Source organism: Mycobacterium sp. (assembly GCF_035623875.1).
In the GTDB taxonomy this organism is placed as follows: domain Bacteria; phylum Actinomycetota; class Actinomycetes; order Mycobacteriales; family Mycobacteriaceae; genus Mycobacterium.
Map to the genome: position 1 here is coordinate 1 of NZ_DASPSP010000027.1, position 17,279 is coordinate 17,279.

General features: G+C 64.2%; 18 protein-coding genes. 12 read left to right on the forward strand and 6 right to left on the reverse strand.

What is annotated here, in order from left to right; genetic code table 11:
* Positions 1-147 precede the first annotated feature (147 nt).
* Both VEI45_RS02650 and VEI45_RS02655 read left to right on the forward strand, forming a co-directional pair.
* Positions 148-588, forward strand: coding sequence for a VOC family protein (locus tag VEI45_RS02650; protein ID WP_324849862.1), 441 nt, complete (start codon positions 148-150; stop codon positions 586-588).
* On the forward strand, positions 585-1,331 hold the full coding sequence (locus VEI45_RS02655; RefSeq protein ID WP_324849864.1) for an SDR family oxidoreductase: 747 nt from the start codon (positions 585-587) through the stop codon (positions 1,329-1,331). The genes VEI45_RS02650 and VEI45_RS02655 overlap by 4 nt, the downstream gene beginning before the upstream one ends.
* Here VEI45_RS02655 and VEI45_RS02660 read toward each other — a convergent pair.
* Together VEI45_RS02660 and VEI45_RS02665 are read right to left on the reverse strand one after the other, a co-directional pair.
* The gene (locus VEI45_RS02660) at positions 1,309-2,466 is read right to left on the reverse strand and encodes a Zn-dependent alcohol dehydrogenase (protein WP_324849866.1); all 1,158 of its coding nucleotides are present in this window, start codon (positions 2,464-2,466) and stop codon (positions 1,309-1,311) included. The two genes, VEI45_RS02655 and VEI45_RS02660, sit on opposite strands and share 23 nt — an antisense overlap.
* Positions 2,463-3,689 (reverse strand): cytochrome P450, encoded by a 1,227-nt coding sequence (locus VEI45_RS02665; protein WP_324849868.1) that lies wholly within the window; start codon positions 3,687-3,689, stop codon positions 2,463-2,465. Before VEI45_RS02665 ends, VEI45_RS02660 begins: the two co-directional genes overlap by 4 nt.
* Positions 3,690-3,825: 136 nt before the next feature.
* Here VEI45_RS02665 and VEI45_RS02670 point away from each other — a divergent pair, with 136 nt between their 5' ends.
* From VEI45_RS02670 to VEI45_RS02690, 5 genes are read left to right on the forward strand one after another with little or no spacing between them, the layout of a single operon-like run.
* Complete coding sequence (locus VEI45_RS02670) at positions 3,826-4,185, forward strand: Rieske (2Fe-2S) protein (RefSeq protein WP_324849870.1); 360 nt, start codon at positions 3,826-3,828, stop codon at positions 4,183-4,185.
* Positions 4,186-4,190: 5 nt separating this feature from the next.
* The gene (locus VEI45_RS02675; RefSeq protein WP_324849895.1) at positions 4,191-5,237 is read left to right on the forward strand and encodes an amidohydrolase family protein; all 1,047 of its coding nucleotides are present in this window, start codon (positions 4,191-4,193) and stop codon (positions 5,235-5,237) included.
* Positions 5,234-6,394, forward strand: coding sequence for an amidohydrolase family protein (locus VEI45_RS02680; protein WP_324849872.1), 1,161 nt, complete (start codon positions 5,234-5,236; stop codon positions 6,392-6,394). Before VEI45_RS02675 ends, VEI45_RS02680 begins: the two co-directional genes overlap by 4 nt.
* A 4-nt stretch (positions 6,395-6,398) precedes the next feature.
* Positions 6,399-6,851: a hypothetical protein gene (locus tag VEI45_RS02685; protein WP_324849874.1), complete on the forward strand. Its 453-nt coding sequence runs from the start codon at positions 6,399-6,401 to the stop codon at positions 6,849-6,851.
* A complete protein-coding gene (locus VEI45_RS02690; RefSeq protein ID WP_324849876.1) occupies positions 6,808-7,782 on the forward strand; it encodes an alpha/beta hydrolase in 975 nt (324 codons plus the stop codon). The genes VEI45_RS02685 and VEI45_RS02690 overlap by 44 nt, the downstream gene beginning before the upstream one ends.
* Positions 7,783-7,867: 85 nt before the next feature.
* Here VEI45_RS02690 and VEI45_RS02695 read toward each other — a convergent pair whose 3' ends face one another.
* Together VEI45_RS02695 and VEI45_RS02700 are read right to left on the reverse strand one after the other, a co-directional pair.
* Positions 7,868-8,527 (reverse strand): hypothetical protein, encoded by a 660-nt coding sequence (locus tag VEI45_RS02695; protein ID WP_324849878.1) that lies wholly within the window; start codon positions 8,525-8,527, stop codon positions 7,868-7,870.
* The gene (locus VEI45_RS02700) at positions 8,524-9,330 is read right to left on the reverse strand and encodes a hypothetical protein (RefSeq protein WP_324849880.1); all 807 of its coding nucleotides are present in this window, start codon (positions 9,328-9,330) and stop codon (positions 8,524-8,526) included. Before VEI45_RS02700 ends, VEI45_RS02695 begins: the two co-directional genes overlap by 4 nt.
* Before the next feature lie 181 nt (positions 9,331-9,511).
* Between VEI45_RS02700 and VEI45_RS02705 the strand changes: the two genes are divergently transcribed.
* The gene (locus VEI45_RS02705) at positions 9,512-10,675 is read left to right on the forward strand and encodes an acyl-CoA dehydrogenase family protein (protein ID WP_324849881.1); all 1,164 of its coding nucleotides are present in this window, start codon (positions 9,512-9,514) and stop codon (positions 10,673-10,675) included.
* Positions 10,675-11,925 carry an acyl-CoA dehydrogenase family protein gene (locus VEI45_RS02710; protein ID WP_324849883.1) on the forward strand — a complete coding sequence of 417 codons (1,251 nt, stop codon included), beginning with the start codon at positions 10,675-10,677 and terminating at the stop codon, positions 11,923-11,925. The genes VEI45_RS02705 and VEI45_RS02710 overlap by 1 nt, the downstream gene beginning before the upstream one ends.
* A 5-nt stretch (positions 11,926-11,930) precedes the next feature.
* Here the strand turns inward: VEI45_RS02710 and htpG are convergent, their stop codons facing one another.
* On the reverse strand, positions 11,931-13,871 hold the full coding sequence (gene htpG, locus VEI45_RS02715) for a molecular chaperone HtpG (protein WP_324849885.1): 1,941 nt from the start codon (positions 13,869-13,871) through the stop codon (positions 11,931-11,933).
* Between the two features lie 47 nt (positions 13,872-13,918).
* Positions 13,919-15,136 (reverse strand): CaiB/BaiF CoA-transferase family protein, encoded by a 1,218-nt coding sequence (locus VEI45_RS02720; protein ID WP_324849887.1) that lies wholly within the window; start codon positions 15,134-15,136, stop codon positions 13,919-13,921.
* Positions 15,137-15,371: 235 nt separating this feature from the next.
* On the opposite strand from VEI45_RS02720, the gene VEI45_RS02725 reads away from it, so the two are divergent.
* The 3 genes from VEI45_RS02725 to VEI45_RS02735 form a co-directional block, all read left to right on the forward strand.
* Positions 15,372-16,235 carry a mycofactocin-coupled SDR family oxidoreductase gene (locus VEI45_RS02725; protein WP_324849889.1) on the forward strand — a complete coding sequence of 288 codons (864 nt, stop codon included), beginning with the start codon at positions 15,372-15,374 and terminating at the stop codon, positions 16,233-16,235.
* A gap of 131 nt (positions 16,236-16,366) precedes the next feature.
* Positions 16,367-16,687 (forward strand): hypothetical protein, encoded by a 321-nt coding sequence (locus tag VEI45_RS02730; RefSeq protein WP_324849891.1) that lies wholly within the window; start codon positions 16,367-16,369, stop codon positions 16,685-16,687.
* A 50-nt stretch (positions 16,688-16,737) separates the two neighbouring features.
* A partial coding sequence (locus VEI45_RS02735; RefSeq protein ID WP_414687385.1) for a thiamine pyrophosphate-dependent dehydrogenase E1 component subunit alpha occupies positions 16,738-17,279 on the forward strand: 542 nt, incomplete at its 3' end.

A 17,279-nucleotide genomic window follows, 5' to 3' on the forward strand; every position in this document is an offset into this window, starting at 1 on the left:
GCAACCCAGCCGGGATAACCAAGACTGTGGACGTCCAGTTCGCGCTGGCGTCCTGACCCAGAGACGCGAATCAGCGCCTGCGGGCCGGCTCCACTCCTAAACTCGCGTCATTGCGATGATGCTGTCTGAGGATGCGGGAGCAGGCTTGTGCTGGGTGTTCATCATGCGGCGATCTGCACCGCCGATGTCGAGCGGTCGATGAGGTTCTGGCGCGACGGGCTGGGGTTCGCCGAGCTGTTCGACCACACCTTCAGCGGTAACTGGCCGCAACTCTTCGGGGCCCGCTGCGATCAGCTGCGGTCGATATTCCTGGGTGATCCACAGGCCCCCGACACCGGCATCGTCGAACTCGTGGTCTTCGACGGAGCCGGCGATGCGCCGCCCCCAGCCCCGGGCCCTCGGCACGGATTCTTCCTGCTCTCCCTGCAGCGTGACGTCGATGCGACGCTGTCCGGCTTGGCCGCCTTGGGTTTCACCGACGGCGTACGTCGCATCGGTGTGCCCGCACCGAACGGCGGAACCGTCCCGATGGCGGTCATCACCGCGCCCGACGGGGTGCTCGTCGAGTTGATCGGGCCACCGGCGTGACCGCTCTGGTGACCGGCGGTGCGTCGGGTATCGGGCGAGAAGTCGCGGGCCGGTTGCGCGATGCGGGCAACGACGTCTTGGTGTGGGACCAAGACGGCGGCGACATCGATTGCGACATCAGCGATCCGGAGGCGGTGACCGCCGCAATGGGCCAAACCGTGCGCGAGCACGGTGTACCCACGCGGGTGGTGGCTTGCGCGGGCATCGGCGCGTCCGGCACGCTGTTGGCGGAGTCGGTTGAGCAGTGGCAGCGGGTGCTGGCGGTAAACCTCACCGGCAGCTGGCTGACCATCCGGGCCGCCGCTCAGGCGATGATCGATGCGGAAACTGGCGGATCGATCGTTGCCGTATCCAGCATCAGCGGAACGGTCGCCGACCGGGACATGGGCGCATACTGCGTGTCCAAAGCGGGGTTGAACATGCTGGTCAAGGTCGCGGCTGTGGAATGGGGCAGCTACGGCATCCGGGTGAACGCCGTTGGTCCCGGCGTTACCCGGACACCGATGCTGGGCAAACCGGAGCAACTGCCCGGCTGGGTGGAAGGCTTGTGTGAGCGCACCGCGTTAGGACGTCTCGGGGAAGCGGCCGATGTAGCCGGGGTCATCGTCGGTGTCCTCGAATTATCTTGGGTGACAGGCCAGGTCGTTCACGCCGACGGCGGGCTGGCCCTGCACAGCCCGATCGATGCATACGGTCAGATGCAGCGACTGCGTGGGAAAGTCAAGCAACCCCGAAATCAATGACGCCACGGACGATTTCACCGTTGAGCAGGTCTGCGTACGCGTCGTTGATGTCGTCGAGGCGATAGCGTTTGGTGATCATCTCGTCGAGCAGCAGCTGTCCGGTCTGATAGAGCCTGGCGAGCTTGTAGATGTCTGCCTTGGGATTACAGGAGCCGAAAACGGTACCCGCCAGGTTTTTGTTCATCAGGATGAAGTCCTGCAGGTCGAATTTGATCCCGCGCGTTGTTTGCGCGGTCATGCCGGTGAGCACGCATGTCCCGCCCTTGCGGGTCAGCCGCAACGCACTGCGGACGTCGTCGGCGCTGATCAACGATGGCGAGACGACGACGCCGTCGGCCATCACGCCGTAGGTCAGGCCGGTGACCAAATCCAGCGCGTCCTCGACGTTTGCGCAGCTGTGGGTGGCGCCGAACCGCAGAGCTGATTTCTGTTTGAATTCGACCGGGTCGACGGCCACGATCTGCGCGGCGCCGTTGATGCGGGCGCCCTGGATCGCGGCGGTACCGATCCCGCCGGCGCCGATGACGACGACGGTGTCGCCGCCGCGCACACCGGCTCGATTGGCGGCCGAACCGTATCCGGTGGGGATGGCGCATGACAACAGCGCGCTCGGTAGCAGCGGAAGATCCGCCTCGATCTTCACCAGTGAATTCGTCGACACCACAGTGTGTTCGGCGAATGCGCCGATCTTGGAGATATGACCCAACGGTTTGCCGTCGGCGAGGTGGTGGCGGAATGTGCCGTCTGTGGGCATTCCCGGGGTTAGGGTTCCGATACCGGCATCGCACAAGTACTCCATACCGGTTGCGCACCAGCGACATTGGCCGCAGACAGCGACGAACGACATCACCACGTGGTCGCCGGGCTCGAAATCGGTGACACCGCCTCCGACTTCGCGCACGATGCCGGAGCCCTCGTGGCCGCCGATGGTGGGAAACATTGTCGGCAGCCCCATCGCCCGCAGGACTTCGTTGGGCGCTGCCATGTCGCCCTTGAGGATGTGGTCGTCGGAGTGGCACAACCCGGCGGCGGCCATCTGGACGAGAACTTCGCCGGCGCGCGGCGGGTCTAGCTCGAATTCCTCAACGGACCACGGGCCGCCGACATCATGCAGAATCGCCGCCCGGCTTTTCATGACACCGGGGTAAAGGTGACCGGAAGCTTGTTGGGCGACCGGAAGGTGAGGCCGACGATTCTGGCGTTGTCTCCAGTCCCGTCGTCGGTCACCAGGGCCAAGTTCGCGACCCGGTCGAGCAAGCTGTTCAGCATCACCTGGGTTTCCAACCGGGCCAAGTGCATTCCCAGACACATGTGGATGCCGCCGGCGAACGCGATGTGTGCTTGGCGCGCGCGACGGATGTTGAACGTGTTGGAGTCGATCCAGCGCTTCTCGTCGCGGTTGGCCGAGCCCATACACATGTCGACCTGTGCGTTGGCCGGGATTGTCTTGCCGCCTATTTCGACGTCCTCGGTGGTGGTCCGCATGACCATTGTGAGCGGGGTTTCCACCCGCAGGCCCTCTTCGATGGCGGCGGGTATCAGTGAGCGGTCCCGATAGATCATCGCTAACTGTTCGGGGTGGGTGAGCAACAGGTACAACAGGTTGCCCGACGAGCGGTAGGTGGTCTCCAATCCGGCGGGCAATAGCAGACGCAAGAACGCGATGATGGCCTCGTCTGTGAGCTTCTCGCCGTCGATTTCGGCGGCGACCAGGTCGCCGATGATGTCGCTGGTGAGTTTGCTGCGGCGCTGCTCGACCTGCTCGAGGAAGTAGCCGTGTAACTCCGCCGCCGCGTTGAGCCCGGCGATGATGTCGGTCGGGATCGAAATGAGGTCAAGCGACAGCCGCCGGAACAAGTCGAGATCCTCCGCAGGCAGTCCGAGCAACACGGAGATGATCCGGGTCGGAAACTCGAACGTCAGCGCTTTCACTAGGTCGGCGTGTCCATCGCTCTTGATCTCATCGATCAGCTGATCGCACACCGGCCCGATGACCGACGGTTCCCACCGTTCCAGCGCGGTGGCGCGAAATGCCTTGGCCACCAGGCTGCGGTGGTCGTGGTGCTCTTTGCCGCCCATTGCCAGAATGGTGTGCCCCATCACCAAGCCGATGGTCTTTTCGTAGGCGGCGGAGGTGAAGATTCGATCGTCGCGGAAGGCCTGGAACACGCCGTCGTAGCCGAACAAGACCCACTCGTCGTCCGGCCGCAGTTCCTCGGGCATCTGCGTGTGGTCCGCCAATGCGCCGTGCCAGACCGGATCGGTGCGCCTCATGTATTCGAAGAACGGGTAGGGGCTGGTTTCACCGGTGAAGTCGAGGGTGACGGGTTGGCCGTCGGGGTCGGTGCTGAGCGTCATTCAGCGCTCCCTCCTGAGCAACCGTTGAATATCGCTATTATAATATAAATAGCAACGAAGCCCAACGACTTGTGGTGGCTACCGTAACAGGGACAGTATTGACCTGCATGACCCTCAGGGAGGCGGTGATCCGGCCGTGCTGAAACGCCGATTGGTCTGCCCCCTCGACGAGTTGCCGCCGGGCACGATGAAGCTGGTCGATGTCGGCAAGTTTGGCGTGGGTGTGTACAACGTGCGGGGGTCGCTGCACGCGATCGTCAACTACTGCTCGCACGAGGGTGCGCCCTTGTGTCTGGGCTACATTGGCGGAACCAACGAAGCCGACCCCGACGCACCGGACGGGCTGCGGCGTACCTGCGACGGGCAGATCGTCCGGTGCCCTTGGCACAATTGGGAATTCGACGTCACCACGGGCTGCAACCTCGCCGATCCGCGACGGCGCATCCGCACGTACCAGGTCGACGTCAGCGACGGCGAGGTGTACCTGACCGCATGAGCGCCATGGTCATCGATGCCAATGTTCAGCCGCATTTCCGCTCTAACGCCGAAATCCGGGATTACCTCCCTGCCGCGCACCGACTGCGGGCGATTCCCGACGTCGAACAGCAGTGGTATCAAGCTCCGGGCGGCGACTACCGCCGTGACCTATACGGCGAGCACTACCCGGGGTCGGATCCGGAAACCGTTGCCCGCCACCTTTTTGACGACGCCGGGGTGCAGTACGCCATCTTGAACCCGTTGACCCGCGGCAACATTGCCGACTATCTGCTCAACAGCCGCATCTGCGCGGCGGTCAACGACTGGCTGCTGGACCGATGGCTGGAGCCAGACACCACCGGCCGTTTCCGCGGCACCATCCGGGTGAATCCCGAGGACCCCAAAGGTGCGGTCGCTGAGATCGAACGCCTTGCCGCGCATCCCAAGCTGGTCCAGGTCGGCGTTCCGATGCAGTCTCGCGAGCCCTACGGCAAGCCGATGTTCGAGCCGATCTGGGAGGCCGCGGCCGCGCACGGGTTGCCGGTTGCGGTGCACATCAACGGCGGCAACGGCGTCGACTACGCACCCACGTTCGCCGGCCACGCGCACACCTACCCGGGCTATGCGGCCTTCATGCCGCTGAACTACTTCGTCCATCTCGCGACGCTCATCGTCGAAGGTGTCTTCGGCAGGCATCCGGGCCTGAAATTTGTTTTTGCCGACGGCGGATACGACATCCTTACTCCGCTGATGTGGCGGCTCGACACCTTCTGGCTGTCGATGCGCGACCAGACGCCGTGGGTGGACCGCTATCCTAGTGAATACCTGCCTGCTCACGTCCGGTTCTGTTCGTCGGCGTTCGATGGGCCAACCGACGCCGGTCAGATGCAGCGTTGGATGGAGTTCTCCGCCAAGGCGGAGCTGCTGATGTACGGGTCGAGCTATCCGCACTGGTCGACGTCGTCACCGGACGTGTCGGCCGAGGGTCTCGACGCTGCGCAACGCGAGAAGGTGTTGTGGCAGAACGCCAGTGAGCTCTACGGGCTTGCAGTTAAGGAGACAACGCGATGACCACCATCGAACGGGTCGAGCCGCAGACCGAGATCGCGGTCAGCATCGTCGACACCGATGTGCACCCGATGCCCGTCTCGACCGACGTACTGAAGTCCTACGCGCCCGCCGAATGGGTCGACAAGATCTGGCCGACCGGAAACGCCGTCACCCCGGTGCCGCATTTCTACGACACGCCGGACTCCTACAAGACCATGTCGATGCGTGTCGACGCGACCCCGCCCGGTGGCGGCTTCGCCGGCACCGATCCCGACTACGCGGCGAAACAACTGCTGGTCGACGCCGGCGTCAGCATCGCGTCGTTGGAACCCATGTGCGACGCGCAGCTACCGCAGGCCGAACACGTCTTGAAGTCGACCTACAACAACTGGCTCGCCGACGTTTGGCTGGACCAGAACAATGCGCACGGCCGCTGGCGTGGCTCGATCAGCGTCAGCGCGCAGGTACCAGAGCAGGCGGCGCGCGAAGTCGAGCGCTGGGCAGGCCATCCCTACATGGCGCAGGTGTTGATGACGCCGCAGACACGTGGAATCCCCTTCGGCAACCCGCATTTCGACCCGCTGTATGAGGCCGCGTCCCGCAACGGCTTCCCGGTGTCCACTCACTTGATGGGGCAGACGCCGTTCGAGTTGATTCCGCTGTACCCGGTGGGCAATCCGGCGCACTGGCACGATTTCTTCGCCTCCTGGCCGCTGCTTTACGTCTCGCACTTGATGAGCCTGGTGTTCGACGGTGCTTTCGACCGGCACCCCGATCTGCGGGTGGTGTTCATCGAGGGAGGCTTCACCTGGGCGATGCCGGTGATGTGGCGGATGGACCGCATCTGGGAGGCCCGCCGTGCCGACCTGCCGCACGTCCGCCGCCGGCCGTCGGAGTATGTCCGCGAACACGTCCGGTTCACCACCCAGCCGCTGGAAGACGCCGACGTCAGACAATTCCGTGAGTATCTGGAAATGATGGACCTCGGCGACAACCTGATGTTCTCGACGGACTACCCGCACTGGAGTTATGACTCGCCGGCCTATGCGATCAACCGTTTCCCCGCGGCGCACCGCGAGCGAATCATGCGCGGCAACGCGACCGAACTCTATGGGTTGCCATCGACGGTGAAGGCCCTGCCCGGGGAACAGCCGCCCGTCAGTGTCAGTTTCGAGTGAGGCAGTGACCGGGTCAGCCGCCAGCCTGAGGGCACTTGTCGATGAATACGACGCAAAGTGGTCGGCCCTCGATCTCGCGGGGGTTGCCGGCCTCTGGGAAGACGACACGCCGCAGCCGGTGTACATCGGCGACGAGTACGCGATGCCGCTGATCGGCGCTGATGAACTCGAGCGGCACTGGGCACGGCTCGCCGGACGCCTCAAGCGTGCGTCGGTGTCGTCACAGCTGCGGACGGCCGATCTGCTCACCGACGGCTTCGCGCGTTGCGTGGTGTTGAGCCGATGGCGCTTCACCGCACGCGAATCCGATGTCGAGCACAGCGGCAACAGCTGGATCACCTGGCTGTTGGTGGCGCGCGGTGAGGACTATCGGATCTTTCACCACATGGAGTCGCAGGTCTACCTTGATGACCATGACGACCGAGACCGATCGCGTGCAGCCGAAAGGCCGCCCTAGGGGGATCAGCCGCATCGATCCGGCGCTGCGCGACGCCGCAGCCGGCCTGGACATCGTCGAATTCCGTGCGGAGTCACTTCCCGCCGAGCGGGAGCGCGCCGACCGGCTCGCTGCCGAGCGCGCGGCGGCCGTCGACACCGGCAGCGTCGAGATCGAAGACCGCGCCATCACCGGTCCGGGGGACCGGCGGCTTGGCCTGCGCCTCTACCGCGGCCAGACCAAGTCGCCAGCGGCGCTGGCGGTGTATGCGCACGGCGGCGGCTTCGTGACCGGAAACCTCGATACCGACCATTCGCACTGTGTGGAGCTGGCCCGCGCGGCCGGCTGCCTCGTCGTGTCGGTCGACTACCGGCTGGCGCCGGAGCACCCGTGTCCGGCAGCACTCGATGACGTCGACGTAGCGTTTCGCTACGTCGTCGAGAACGGCGACCGCCTCGGCGCGGACGGCACCCGCGTCGTGGTGATGGGCCGGGATGCGGGCGCGGCGCTGGTCGCTGCACTGGCCCAGCGCATGTTCGACCAGGAGGGCCCGCCGATCCTGACCCAGGTGCTGCACCAGCCGATGCTCGACGCCGACGCCACGCCGTCGCGTCGGGAATTCCAGCGCACGCCGGGACTCAACGGCCCCGCCGTGAGCCGCGCGTGGGGCCACTACCTGGGTCACAGCGCCGCGACGGCCCAATTCGTACCGGCCCATCGGGCGAACTTGGAGGGACTGCCGCCGGCCTTCATCAGTTGCGCGGAGATCGACCCATGCCGCGATGAAGCCATCGACTATGCGAACCGGCTGCTGCATGCGTATGTGCACACCGAATTGCACGTCGTTGCCGCGACATTTCACGGGTTCGATTCAGTGGTGCCGGAGTGGGTTGTCTCCCGGGAAAGCGCCGCACTGCACGCTCAGGTGCTCCGCCGCTCGTTTGCCATTTAGTTGCTCTCCACGCCGAGCGTGGACCCACGGCGAGATTTCTTTTCGTATTTTCCGCCGTGGGTGCACGTTGGACGTTGGTGTCAGATCAGATCGGCTGGAACTTGGTGATCAGCCACTTGCCGTGGACCTTCGTCAACGACACCAGCACGCTGCTCGACGCCATCGCCGGATCGGGCCGGTCTTTGCTGACGGTGGCCTGGTTGACGAAGAGCAACACGACCGCCGAATTCGGGTGCAGTTCGGACGCCGCCGCACCCACCACCTGAGCTGTCGTTGTCAGCGCCTTTTCCTTGGCGGCCGGGGTCACGATCTGCCGGGTGAACTGGTCGTAGTAGTTCAGGAAATCCCCGGTGAGATGGGATTTCGCGGCGGCGAAGTCCTGGTTGAGGGTGTCTGGTTTGTAGGAGAGCAGCGCGACGGTGCCGTCGCGCGCGGCGTCGACCGCGCTTTGAGCGGCAGCGGCGTCGGTCTGCTCGTCAGGCCGGTACTGAACGACGTACAACCACGCCGCCAGCGCTCCGGAGACCAAAAGAAGCAAGACGAGAACCACCGGGGCGAGTTTGCCGTGTCGGCGCCGAGCGACCTTGTCGCCGATCCACGAGGTGATGCCGCGCTCGGTCGTGTCGCCGTCCTGATGTGCTTCGTCGGCGTCGTCTGCGGTCTTGTCGATTTCCACCCCGTCGCTGGGCTCGAGATCCGGCGCGCTCTCGACGTTGCGCTGCTCGGTCTTGTCGTCCGCGCTCATAGCACGAACTCAACTTTCGAAATCTTCAATTGGTCACCTTCTCGGACCACTGACACCCGGAACCGGAAAGCCCGTGAATCATCTTTGGCGCCGGCCGAATTGGTGACCCGTTCGTTAGCCAGGACCAGAACGACAGCGGAATCTTTACCCATCGACTCAACCGCGGTGGCCTTGACCGATCCTTGGGTGACAGCCTTGGAATCTTTCACCACCGACGCGAAATCGTCCGCGCGACGCTGGAAGTCGTCCCTGAATTCGCCCGTCGAGCTGTCGAGTACCCGCTGGACGTCTTCCTTGGCGTTATTGAAGTCCAATGACGTCAGGTTAACCACGCCTTGTTTGGCGGCAGCGATGTAGGCCGCGGATCGCTGCCGTTCTGATTGGACGGTCTGGTGATGCCACAGCATCCATCCGCTGGCTCCCAGTAGAGCGCAGATCGCGACGATGGCGGCGCCGGCAAGGGGCTTGGATAACCGGGATAACTGCGGTACCGGCAACCGCCGCCGGGTTGGTTCGGGCGACGCTGCGGGTGACTCCGGCGTTTCCGACGGCTCGGGCGTTTCGGGCTTCTCCTTGGTGGCGTCTGCGGCTTCGACGGCAGTGGTGGCTTCGGTGGTCTCCTCGGCATCCTCGGCGGCCTGCGCCTGCGCCTCACGCCGCAACTTAATGGCCCGGGCGCGTGCGCGCGCCGCCGCAGCCAGCGCTTCCGCCTCAGCGGCCTCGGCCTCGGCTTGCTCGGCCAACGCGATCGCGTCCGCCTTCGCCTTGGCGGAATCCTGCGGCCGCTCGCCCGCGTCAGCCATGGCGACTACAGCTTCTCGACGTCATTATCGACTGAACTCCGGTATCTCTTACTGTATTGGTCATTGCTACCATCGAGGGCACCAGTGAACCCCGACTGGGATCGAACCGGACGGATGACCAGGACACGCCCAACCATCATCCGCAACGGTGAAGGAAGGCCATGGAGGTCCAGCCAACGTCATGACTGCCGTCGATTCCCCCGAAAAGATACTCTTCGCCTCCACCAGCCAAGCTTTTCTCCAAAAAGAGGTTCCGCTGAGCCGGGTGCGGGAGCTGCACGCGGCGGGCGTCTCCTTCGACAAGGCCTGGTGGCAGCGGGCCGCTGAGCTGGGTTGGACGGCTCTGCTGGTCCCCGAGGAACTTGGTGGTGGCAGCGTCTCGGGCGATGGTGTTGCCGATCTGGCGATGGTCGCCGAGCAGCTCGGAAAAACTGTGGCGCCGGGGCCGCTGTATCCGGTCAGCACGGTGCTCGCGGCGCTGGTGGACTGCGCCGAGCACCAGTCCCATGCGGCCACGATCGAGTCGTTGATCTCCGGAGAACTGGTGGCCTCCTGGGCGGTCTACGAGCCGGGGCAGGCCTGGGCGCCCCATCGGCCGTCGCTGACCGCCACTCAGATCGATTCCAAGACCGGCTCCCGCTATCGCGTCAACGGTGTCAAAGACCGCGTGGAGGCGGGTGCCCAGAGCGACCTGCTACTTGTGGTGGCGCAGAGCGACGACGGCGTGCGCCAATTCCTGGTGCCCACCAACGCCCCCGGGGTGCGGGTCGAGCCGCAGCAGTCGATCGATCTGGTCAAGCAATACGCTCGCGTGCATTTCGACCACGTGGACGTCGAACACAGCGCGGCCGTCGGCAGCGCCGCCGAGACCGCCGGACTGATCGACCGTCAAAGCCACCTCGCGCAAGTGCTGCAGTGCGCCGAAGTAGTCGGCATTGTGCAGACAGTTTTCGACTTCACCGTCGCGTGGGCGTTGGATCGGCACACCTTCGGCCGCCCGCTGGCGTCCTACCAAGCACTCAAGCATCGGTTCGCCGATATGAAGATGTGGTTGGAGGCATGCCGGGCGACGACCGCCGCAGCGGTGGCCGCCATCTCCGCCCGTTCAGCCGACGCCGGCTTGTCGGCCAGCATCGCCAAGTCTTATGTCGGGGAAATGGCCACCGAGATCGTCCAGGGCTGTGTACAGATGCACGGTGGAATCGGCGTCACCTGGGAACACGATCTGCACGTGTATCTGCGGCGAGTTGCGCTGTACCGGGCCATGTTCGGCACGCCCGAAGAGCACAACCTGCGGGTGTACCAGTGGCAAGAGGCAGGAAATCGAGCCCCGAGGTCTGCTTGATGACCGAGGCTGAACTGGTATCCACCGACGTGGAATCCATCGACGAGTTCCGCGCCCGGGCGAGGGCCTGGCTGGCCGACAACATGCCGCCTATCGATCCCGCGTTTCCGCCGGCCGCCCACCGCGATGAGGAGCACTGCTGGCAGCGCGCCCGTGAACTCCAAAAGCGGCTGTACGAAGGCGGATTCGCCGGAATCTGCTTTCCGCGCGAGTACGGCGGGTTGGGTCTGGACTACGAATACCAGAAGGTATTCAACGAGGAGAGCCTCAGCTATGAGATGCCGCTGATCCTCAACACGCCGACGTTCACCATCTGCTGCGCGACGCTGCTCGACACCGGTAGCGAAGAACAGAAGCGCCGGCACATCGCTGCGGCGTTGCGGGGCGACGAGGTACTGGTTCAGCTGTTGTCCGAGCCCAGCGGCGGATCGGATCTTGCCGGTGTGATCACCCGTGCCGAGCGGGAGGGGGACCACTGGGTGATCAACGGCGCAAAGACGTGGAGCACCAGCGCATTCGCCGCCGACTACGGACTTTGCCTGGCCCGCACCAATTGGGACGTGCCCAAGCACGACGGCCTCACTATGTTCCTGGTGCCGATCAAGCATCCCGGAATCACGTTGCGGCGCATCACTCAGCTGAACGGGTCAACGGAGTTCTGTGAGGAGTTCCTCGACGGTGTCGACGTCGGCGACGACGCGGTCGTCGGCGAGGTCAACGACGGGTGGTCGGTGGCCTCGCGCCAGCTCTATCACGAGCGCCGCGCGGTGGGGCTGGGTTCGGAATTCGCCAGCGGCAGCGGCAGTGAGGGCGGCCGAACGACGCCGGTGAACTATGCGCGGCTGGCCGAGAAAACCGGGCAGGCCGACAGCGAGCGGGTACGGCAGATAGCCGGACGGGCATTAGTGCACAGAGCGGTCAGCGACCAACTGGGCGACCACGTCTACCGCAGCGTCCGCGACGGCACGCTGCCGCCTGCCGCCGGAACCCTTCTCCGGCTTTTCCACGCCGAGACGGTCACCCTGGAGATGGACGCCGGGCTGGCAATCACCGGAACGGCCGGGGTCGTCGGCGCGGAAGGGGAGGGGCTCGAGACCGGTCTGCGCTACCTGTCCCGCCAAACGGTCTGCATTGGCGGTGGTACCAGCGAGTTGGCCCGCAACGTCATCGGCGAGCGGGTGCTGAACTTTCCCCGCGAGTACGCCGCCGACCGTGGTGTGCCGTTCAGCCAGGTGCGGCACGGCAACTAAAGCGTCTATACCGTGCGGGCCAGCCGGTCTGCCAGCAACTCAGCGAACCGCGCCGGATCCTCGGGTGTGTCGCCTTCAGCGAGAAGTGCTGTGCCATAAAGCAATTCGGCGGTCTCAGCTACTGATGGATCGTCCCCGCGGTCTTTGTGCGCCTGCTGCAGGCCGGTGACCAGTGGATGGTTCGGGTTGAGTTCCAACGTCCGCTTCTCGACCGGAACGTCTTGGCCGGAAGCCCGGTACATGCGGGCGAGCGTCGGGGTGATACCGAAGGCGTCGGTGATCAGGCAGGCCGGCGACTCGGTCAGCCGGGTGGAGAGCCGCACTTCCTTGACGTGCTCGTTCAGGGTCTCCTTCAGCCAGGTCAGCAGATCGGCGAAATCCTTCTCCCGCTCCTTGCGTTCGGCCTCGTGGGCCGTCTTCTCTTCCTCGGTGTCGAGGTCCACCTCGCCCTTGGCCACCGACTGCAGTGGCTTGCCGTCGAACTCGGTCACCGACCCCAGCCAGATCTCGTCGACGGCGTCGGTGAGCAGCAGCACCTCGTAACCCTTGGCTTTGAATGCTTCCAGGTGCGGTGAGTTAAGAATCTGCTGCCGTGACTCTCCGGTGGCGTAGAAGATCTGCTCCTGGCCGTCCTTCATCCGTTCTGCGTAGTCGGCGAGGGTGGTGAGTTCGTCGTCGCTGTGCGTCGAGGCGAACGAGGAGATTTGCAGCAACGTCTCCTGGTTGTCGAAGTCCCGCATTAGGCCTTCTTTGAGGACCTTGCCGAACTGGCTCCAGAAGGTGCGGTAATCATCCGGCCGCTCGGCCTGCAGTTCCTTGATCGTTGACAGGACCTTCTTGGTCAAGCGACGCCGGATCGCGTTGATCTGTCGATCCTGTTGCAGCATCTCGCGGGAAACGTTCAGCGACAGATCCTGTGCGTCGACGACGCCCTTGATGAAGCGCAGATATCTGGGCATGAGCTGGTCGCAATCGCCCATGATGAAGACGCGCTTGACGTAAAGCTGGACACCGATCGCCGCGCCCGGTTCGTATAAGTCGAACGGGGCGTGCGACGGGATGAAGAGCAGGGCCTGGTACTCGAAGGTGCCCTCGGCTTTCATCGAGATGACCTCGAGCGGCTCATCCCAGGCGTGCGCGATGTGTTTGTAGAACTCCTTGTACTCGTCGTCCGAGACTTCGTCTTTGGGCCTGGCCCACAGCGCCTTGCTTGAGTTGAGGGTCTGGGTCTCTAGCGTGACGGTCTCTTCGCCACCTTCTTCGGAGGCAGGGGTCTTCTTCTCGACCTCCATTCGGATGGGCCAGGCGATGAAGTCGGAGTACTTCTTGACCAGCGTCCTGATCTTCCACTCCGAGGTATAGTCGTGCAGCGCGTCTTCGGCGTCTTCGGGCTTGAGGTGCAGGGTGACCGACGTTCCCTGCGGAGCACCCTCGACCGAGGCGATGGTGTAGGTGCCGTCGCCGCTCGACTCCCACTTGGTGGCCTCGCTCTCGCCGGCCTTGTGGGTGAGCAGCTCGACCTTGTCGGCCACCATGAAGGCGGAGTAGAAGCCGATACCGAATTGACCGATCAGTTCCTCGGACACGTCTGTGTTTTTAGCGGTCTGGGCCTCACGCAACTGCTGACGCAGCTCGGCGGTACCCGACTTGGCCAGGGTGCCGATCAAATCGACGACCTCGGTGCGGGTCATGCCAATGCCGTTGTCGCGAACGGTGAGAGTGCGCGCGTCCTTATCGGCCTCGATCTCGATATGCAGATCGGAGGTGTCGACGTCCAGGTCCTTGTTCCGGAACGCTTCAATCCGGAGCTTGTCCAGGGCGTCGGAGGCGTTCGAAATCAACTCCCGTAGAAACGAATCTTTATCGGAATAGACCGAGTGGACCAGCAAGTCCAGCAACTGGCGCGCCTCGGCTTGAAACTCCAACTGCTCGACGCCCGAAGTCATGACTATCCCCTTTACGCCCTCCATGAGATTCGCATTCGAGGGGCAGGCTACAGGATCGCGCCGCTGTCCTTGGCCTTGGCGATGTCGTCCCAGTCGAAGCCGAGCTCCAGCAGAATTTCCTCGGTGTGCTGGCCGTGTTCGGGCGCGCGTCCCGGGCCAGGTGGAGTTTCGTCGAACTGCACTGGTGCAGCGACCATTACGTATTCGATACCCTGGTCGTCGACATTGGTGATCAGGTAGCCGTTGGGTTTGCTCTGCGGGTCGTTGAGCGCCTCACGCGGGGTGGCCAGCGGCGCCCACACACCGGGCTCATCGGCCAGCGCTTTCCGCCAGTGCTCCAGGTCGTGCTCGGCGAACTTGGCACCGATCAGGGCGGTCGCTTCGGCGGCGTTGGCGACCAGATTCGACGACGGCACGAAGCGCGCGTCGGTGGCCAGCTCAGGCAACCCGATCCGCTGACAGAATCCGGCCCAGAACTTGTCCGGCTGGAGAAACACCATCTGGATCCACCGGTCGTCCTTGGTCTTATAGCGGTTGACCAGCGGGTTCATCGCCAACCCCGGCGGTGCTCCCGGGATGCCGTCGATATCGAAGAGGTCGGCGACCGAAATCGAGGGGGCGATGCTCCACATCGCCTGGGCCAGTAGCGACGAATCCACGATCGTCGGCTCGCCGGTCCGCTCGCGGTGGAACAGTGCTGCGCAGACTCCGCCGGCCAGGGTGATTCCCGCCTGCAGGTCGCCGAAGGCCGGGCCCTGCACGGCGGGATTTTCGGTGCCGAACGGCGTGAGCGTGTAAGCGACTCCGCCGCGAGCCAGATACGTAGCGGCATCAAAGCCGCCCCGGTCGCGGTCGGGCCCCCGCACACCCAGACCCGTTCCGCGCGCGATGATGATGTTCGGGTTGAACGCGCGAATGTCTTCGACTGTCAGACGTGCCCGCTCCAGCGCTGCCGGGAGCCAGTTGGTGAGCAGTACGTCGGCTCTCGCGAGCAGTCGCCCGAAGAACTCCCGGCCGGTCTCACTCTTGAGATCTAAAGCGATGCTTCGCTTTCCGCGGTTGCTCAGTTCGAGGATGAAGTCGGCATCGGCACGTGCCGCTTGCCGGGTGAACCCTCCGACCACCAACGCCCGGCCCGGATCACCGACGACGCTCTCCACCTTGATGACCTCGGCGCCCCAGTCCGCCAGAGCGACACCGGCAGCAGGAACATACGTCCATGAAGCCAGTTCGACGACCCGGACGCCGCTGAGCACGGCTGACATTTGCCCACTCTTTTCGGTGTCTTTTCTATTTTAGGTAGTATAGATACTATAGGTATTCGTCAGCCTGTACTGCAACGACGCAGCGTCGTGGAAGAGATGCGATGGAGTCGAATGCTCGTCCGGTCCCACCTGATGGCCGGGTCGGCGCCTCCGTCGGTTATCCCGGCACTTGCGCGAAAGATCTCGAGCCCCAGTGTGATTCGCCTCTACCAAAGGTGCTGAGAAAGGAACGGCGATGGGCAGAGTGACGGGCAAGGTGGCGGTGGTCAGTGGGGCCGCGCGCGGTCAGGGCCGCTCTCATGCCCGGATGCTTGCCGCCGAGGGCGCCGACATCATCGCGGTGGACCTGTGCGCAGACATCGAAACCAACGAATACCCGCTGGCCCGCCCGGAGGATCTCGACGAAACCGCCCGGCTTGTCGAGAAGGAGGGCCAGCACGCCTTCACCGAGATCGCCGATGTTCGCGATCGCGCCGCCCTGTCCGCGGCGATCGACCGGGGCGTCGCCGAGTTGGGTCATCTCGACATCGTGGTCGCCAACGCAGGCATCTGCCCGCTCACCGCAGGCCTGCCGCCGCAGGCCTTCGCTGACGCGGTGGACGTCGATCTGCTCGGCGTGATCAACCTGGTGCACACCAGTCTCAAGCACCTGCAGGCGGGCGCCTCGATCATCGTGATCGGATCCAACGCGGCGTTCATGTCGTCGATGAACACCACCGGCATCGACGGCGGTCCCGGTGGAGCAGGATATGCTTTCGCGAAAATAGCTGCCGCGCACTATGTCAACGATTTTGCGCTGGCGCTGGCCAAGTTCTCCATCCGGATGAACGCGGTGCACCCGACAAACGTCAACACCGACATGTTGCACAGCGCGCCGATGTACCGGGCCTTCCGGCCCGACCTGAAAAACCCGACCCGCGAGGATGCGGAGCCCGTTTTCCCGCTGGTGCAGGCGATGCCGGTGCCTTATGTCGAACCCGAGGACATCAGTGAGGCCGTGCTTTTCCTTGCCTCGGACGCCGCGCGCTACATCACCGGCCAGCAGTTGCGTGTCGACGCCGGTGGCTTCCTCAAGGTGAAGCCGTGGGCAGGCGCATGAGGTTACGTCAATCGGACTGCAGCCCAATCGAAATGGAGAGGTAAGCATGGCCACCGCCGACGACGATGCAGTGGGGGTGCCTCCAGCCGCGCAGCGGCGAGGGGGACGCAGCGATGAGGAGGAGTGGGCGAATGGCTAAAGGGATCATCTACCTGGAGTCGATGCCGGTGTCGCCGGACCGTGAGGCGGATTACCACAAGTGGTACAACGACACCCACCTGGCGGAGATCTGCTCGGTGCAGGGCATCGTCTCCGCGCGCCGGTTCGCGCCCACCGACGGGAAGGGCCCATTCGTCGCGATCTACGAGCTTGACTGCGACGACCTCGACTCGGTGGTGCAACGGCTGGGGGAACTCGGTGCCAGCGGCAAGATGTCGTCGCTGGAGCTGCTCAACATGGAGACGCCGCCAATTCCCAAGGTTTATCAGCAGATCGGCTCCTACACAAAGTGACTCCTGCAGCACAGGTACCTCCGGAGATCCAAAAGCGCATCTATGCGCTGATGGTACTGATGAAGGCGGCCGATGACCGGCTGTCGAAGGGCATTGGCACCGGAGAATTCATGTGCGTGTACTGGCCGTCGCGCGGCCAGGAGGCGATCGCCGCGGCGATGGGTGTGTCGTTGCGACCCGACGACCAGCTGGTCACGACCTACCGCGGGCTGCATGATCTGATCGGCAAGGGCGTCCCGCTGGAGGAGATCTACGGCGAGATGATGGGCCGTACCGTCGGCGCCAGCCGCGGCAAGGGCGGCACCATGCATATCGCCAAACCCGATAAGGGCGTGATGCTTTCGACCGGGATCGTCGGAGCCGGACCTCCGGTAGCGGTGGGTCTGGCGATGGCCGGCAAACGCAAGGGCCTCGACCGCGTCACGGTGGTCAGCTTCGGTGACGGCGCCACCAACACCGGCTCATTCCACGAAGCTGCCAACATGGCCGCGCTGTGGGATCTGCCGGTTGTCTTTGTATGCCAGAACAATCTCTATGCCGAAATGACGCCGACGGTTGACACGATGAAGCTCGAACACGTCGCCGACCGGGC

Bases quoted from the DNA above. Each gene is read 5' to 3' on its own strand.
- VEI45_RS02690 (WP_324849876.1), top strand. From the start codon at position 6,808: ATGACGACCGAGACCGATCGCGTGCAGCCGAAAGGCCGCCCTAGGGGG.
- VEI45_RS02675 (WP_324849895.1), top strand. From the start codon at position 4,191: ATGGTCATCGATGCCAATGTTCAGCCGCATTTCCGCTCTAACGCCGAA.
- VEI45_RS02680 (WP_324849872.1), top strand. From the start codon at position 5,234: ATGACCACCATCGAACGGGTCGAGCCGCAGACCGAGATCGCGGTCAGC.
- VEI45_RS02700 (WP_324849880.1), bottom strand. From the start codon at position 9,330: ATGGCTGACGCGGGCGAGCGGCCGCAGGATTCCGCCAAGGCGAAGGCG.
- VEI45_RS02725 (WP_324849889.1), top strand. From the start codon at position 15,372: ATGGGCAGAGTGACGGGCAAGGTGGCGGTGGTCAGTGGGGCCGCGCGC.
- VEI45_RS02710 (WP_324849883.1), top strand. From the start codon at position 10,675: ATGACCGAGGCTGAACTGGTATCCACCGACGTGGAATCCATCGACGAG.
- VEI45_RS02730 (WP_324849891.1), top strand. From the start codon at position 16,367: ATGGCTAAAGGGATCATCTACCTGGAGTCGATGCCGGTGTCGCCGGAC.
- VEI45_RS02660 (WP_324849866.1), bottom strand. From the start codon at position 2,466: ATGAAAAGCCGGGCGGCGATTCTGCATGATGTCGGCGGCCCGTGGTCC.
- VEI45_RS02695 (WP_324849878.1), bottom strand. From the start codon at position 8,527: ATGAGCGCGGACGACAAGACCGAGCAGCGCAACGTCGAGAGCGCGCCG.
- VEI45_RS02665 (WP_324849868.1), bottom strand. From the start codon at position 3,689: ATGACGCTCAGCACCGACCCCGACGGCCAACCCGTCACCCTCGACTTC.
- VEI45_RS02720 (WP_324849887.1), bottom strand. From the start codon at position 15,136: ATGTCAGCCGTGCTCAGCGGCGTCCGGGTCGTCGAACTGGCTTCATGG.
- htpG (WP_324849885.1), bottom strand. From the start codon at position 13,871: ATGACTTCGGGCGTCGAGCAGTTGGAGTTTCAAGCCGAGGCGCGCCAG.
- VEI45_RS02705 (WP_324849881.1), top strand. From the start codon at position 9,512: ATGACTGCCGTCGATTCCCCCGAAAAGATACTCTTCGCCTCCACCAGC.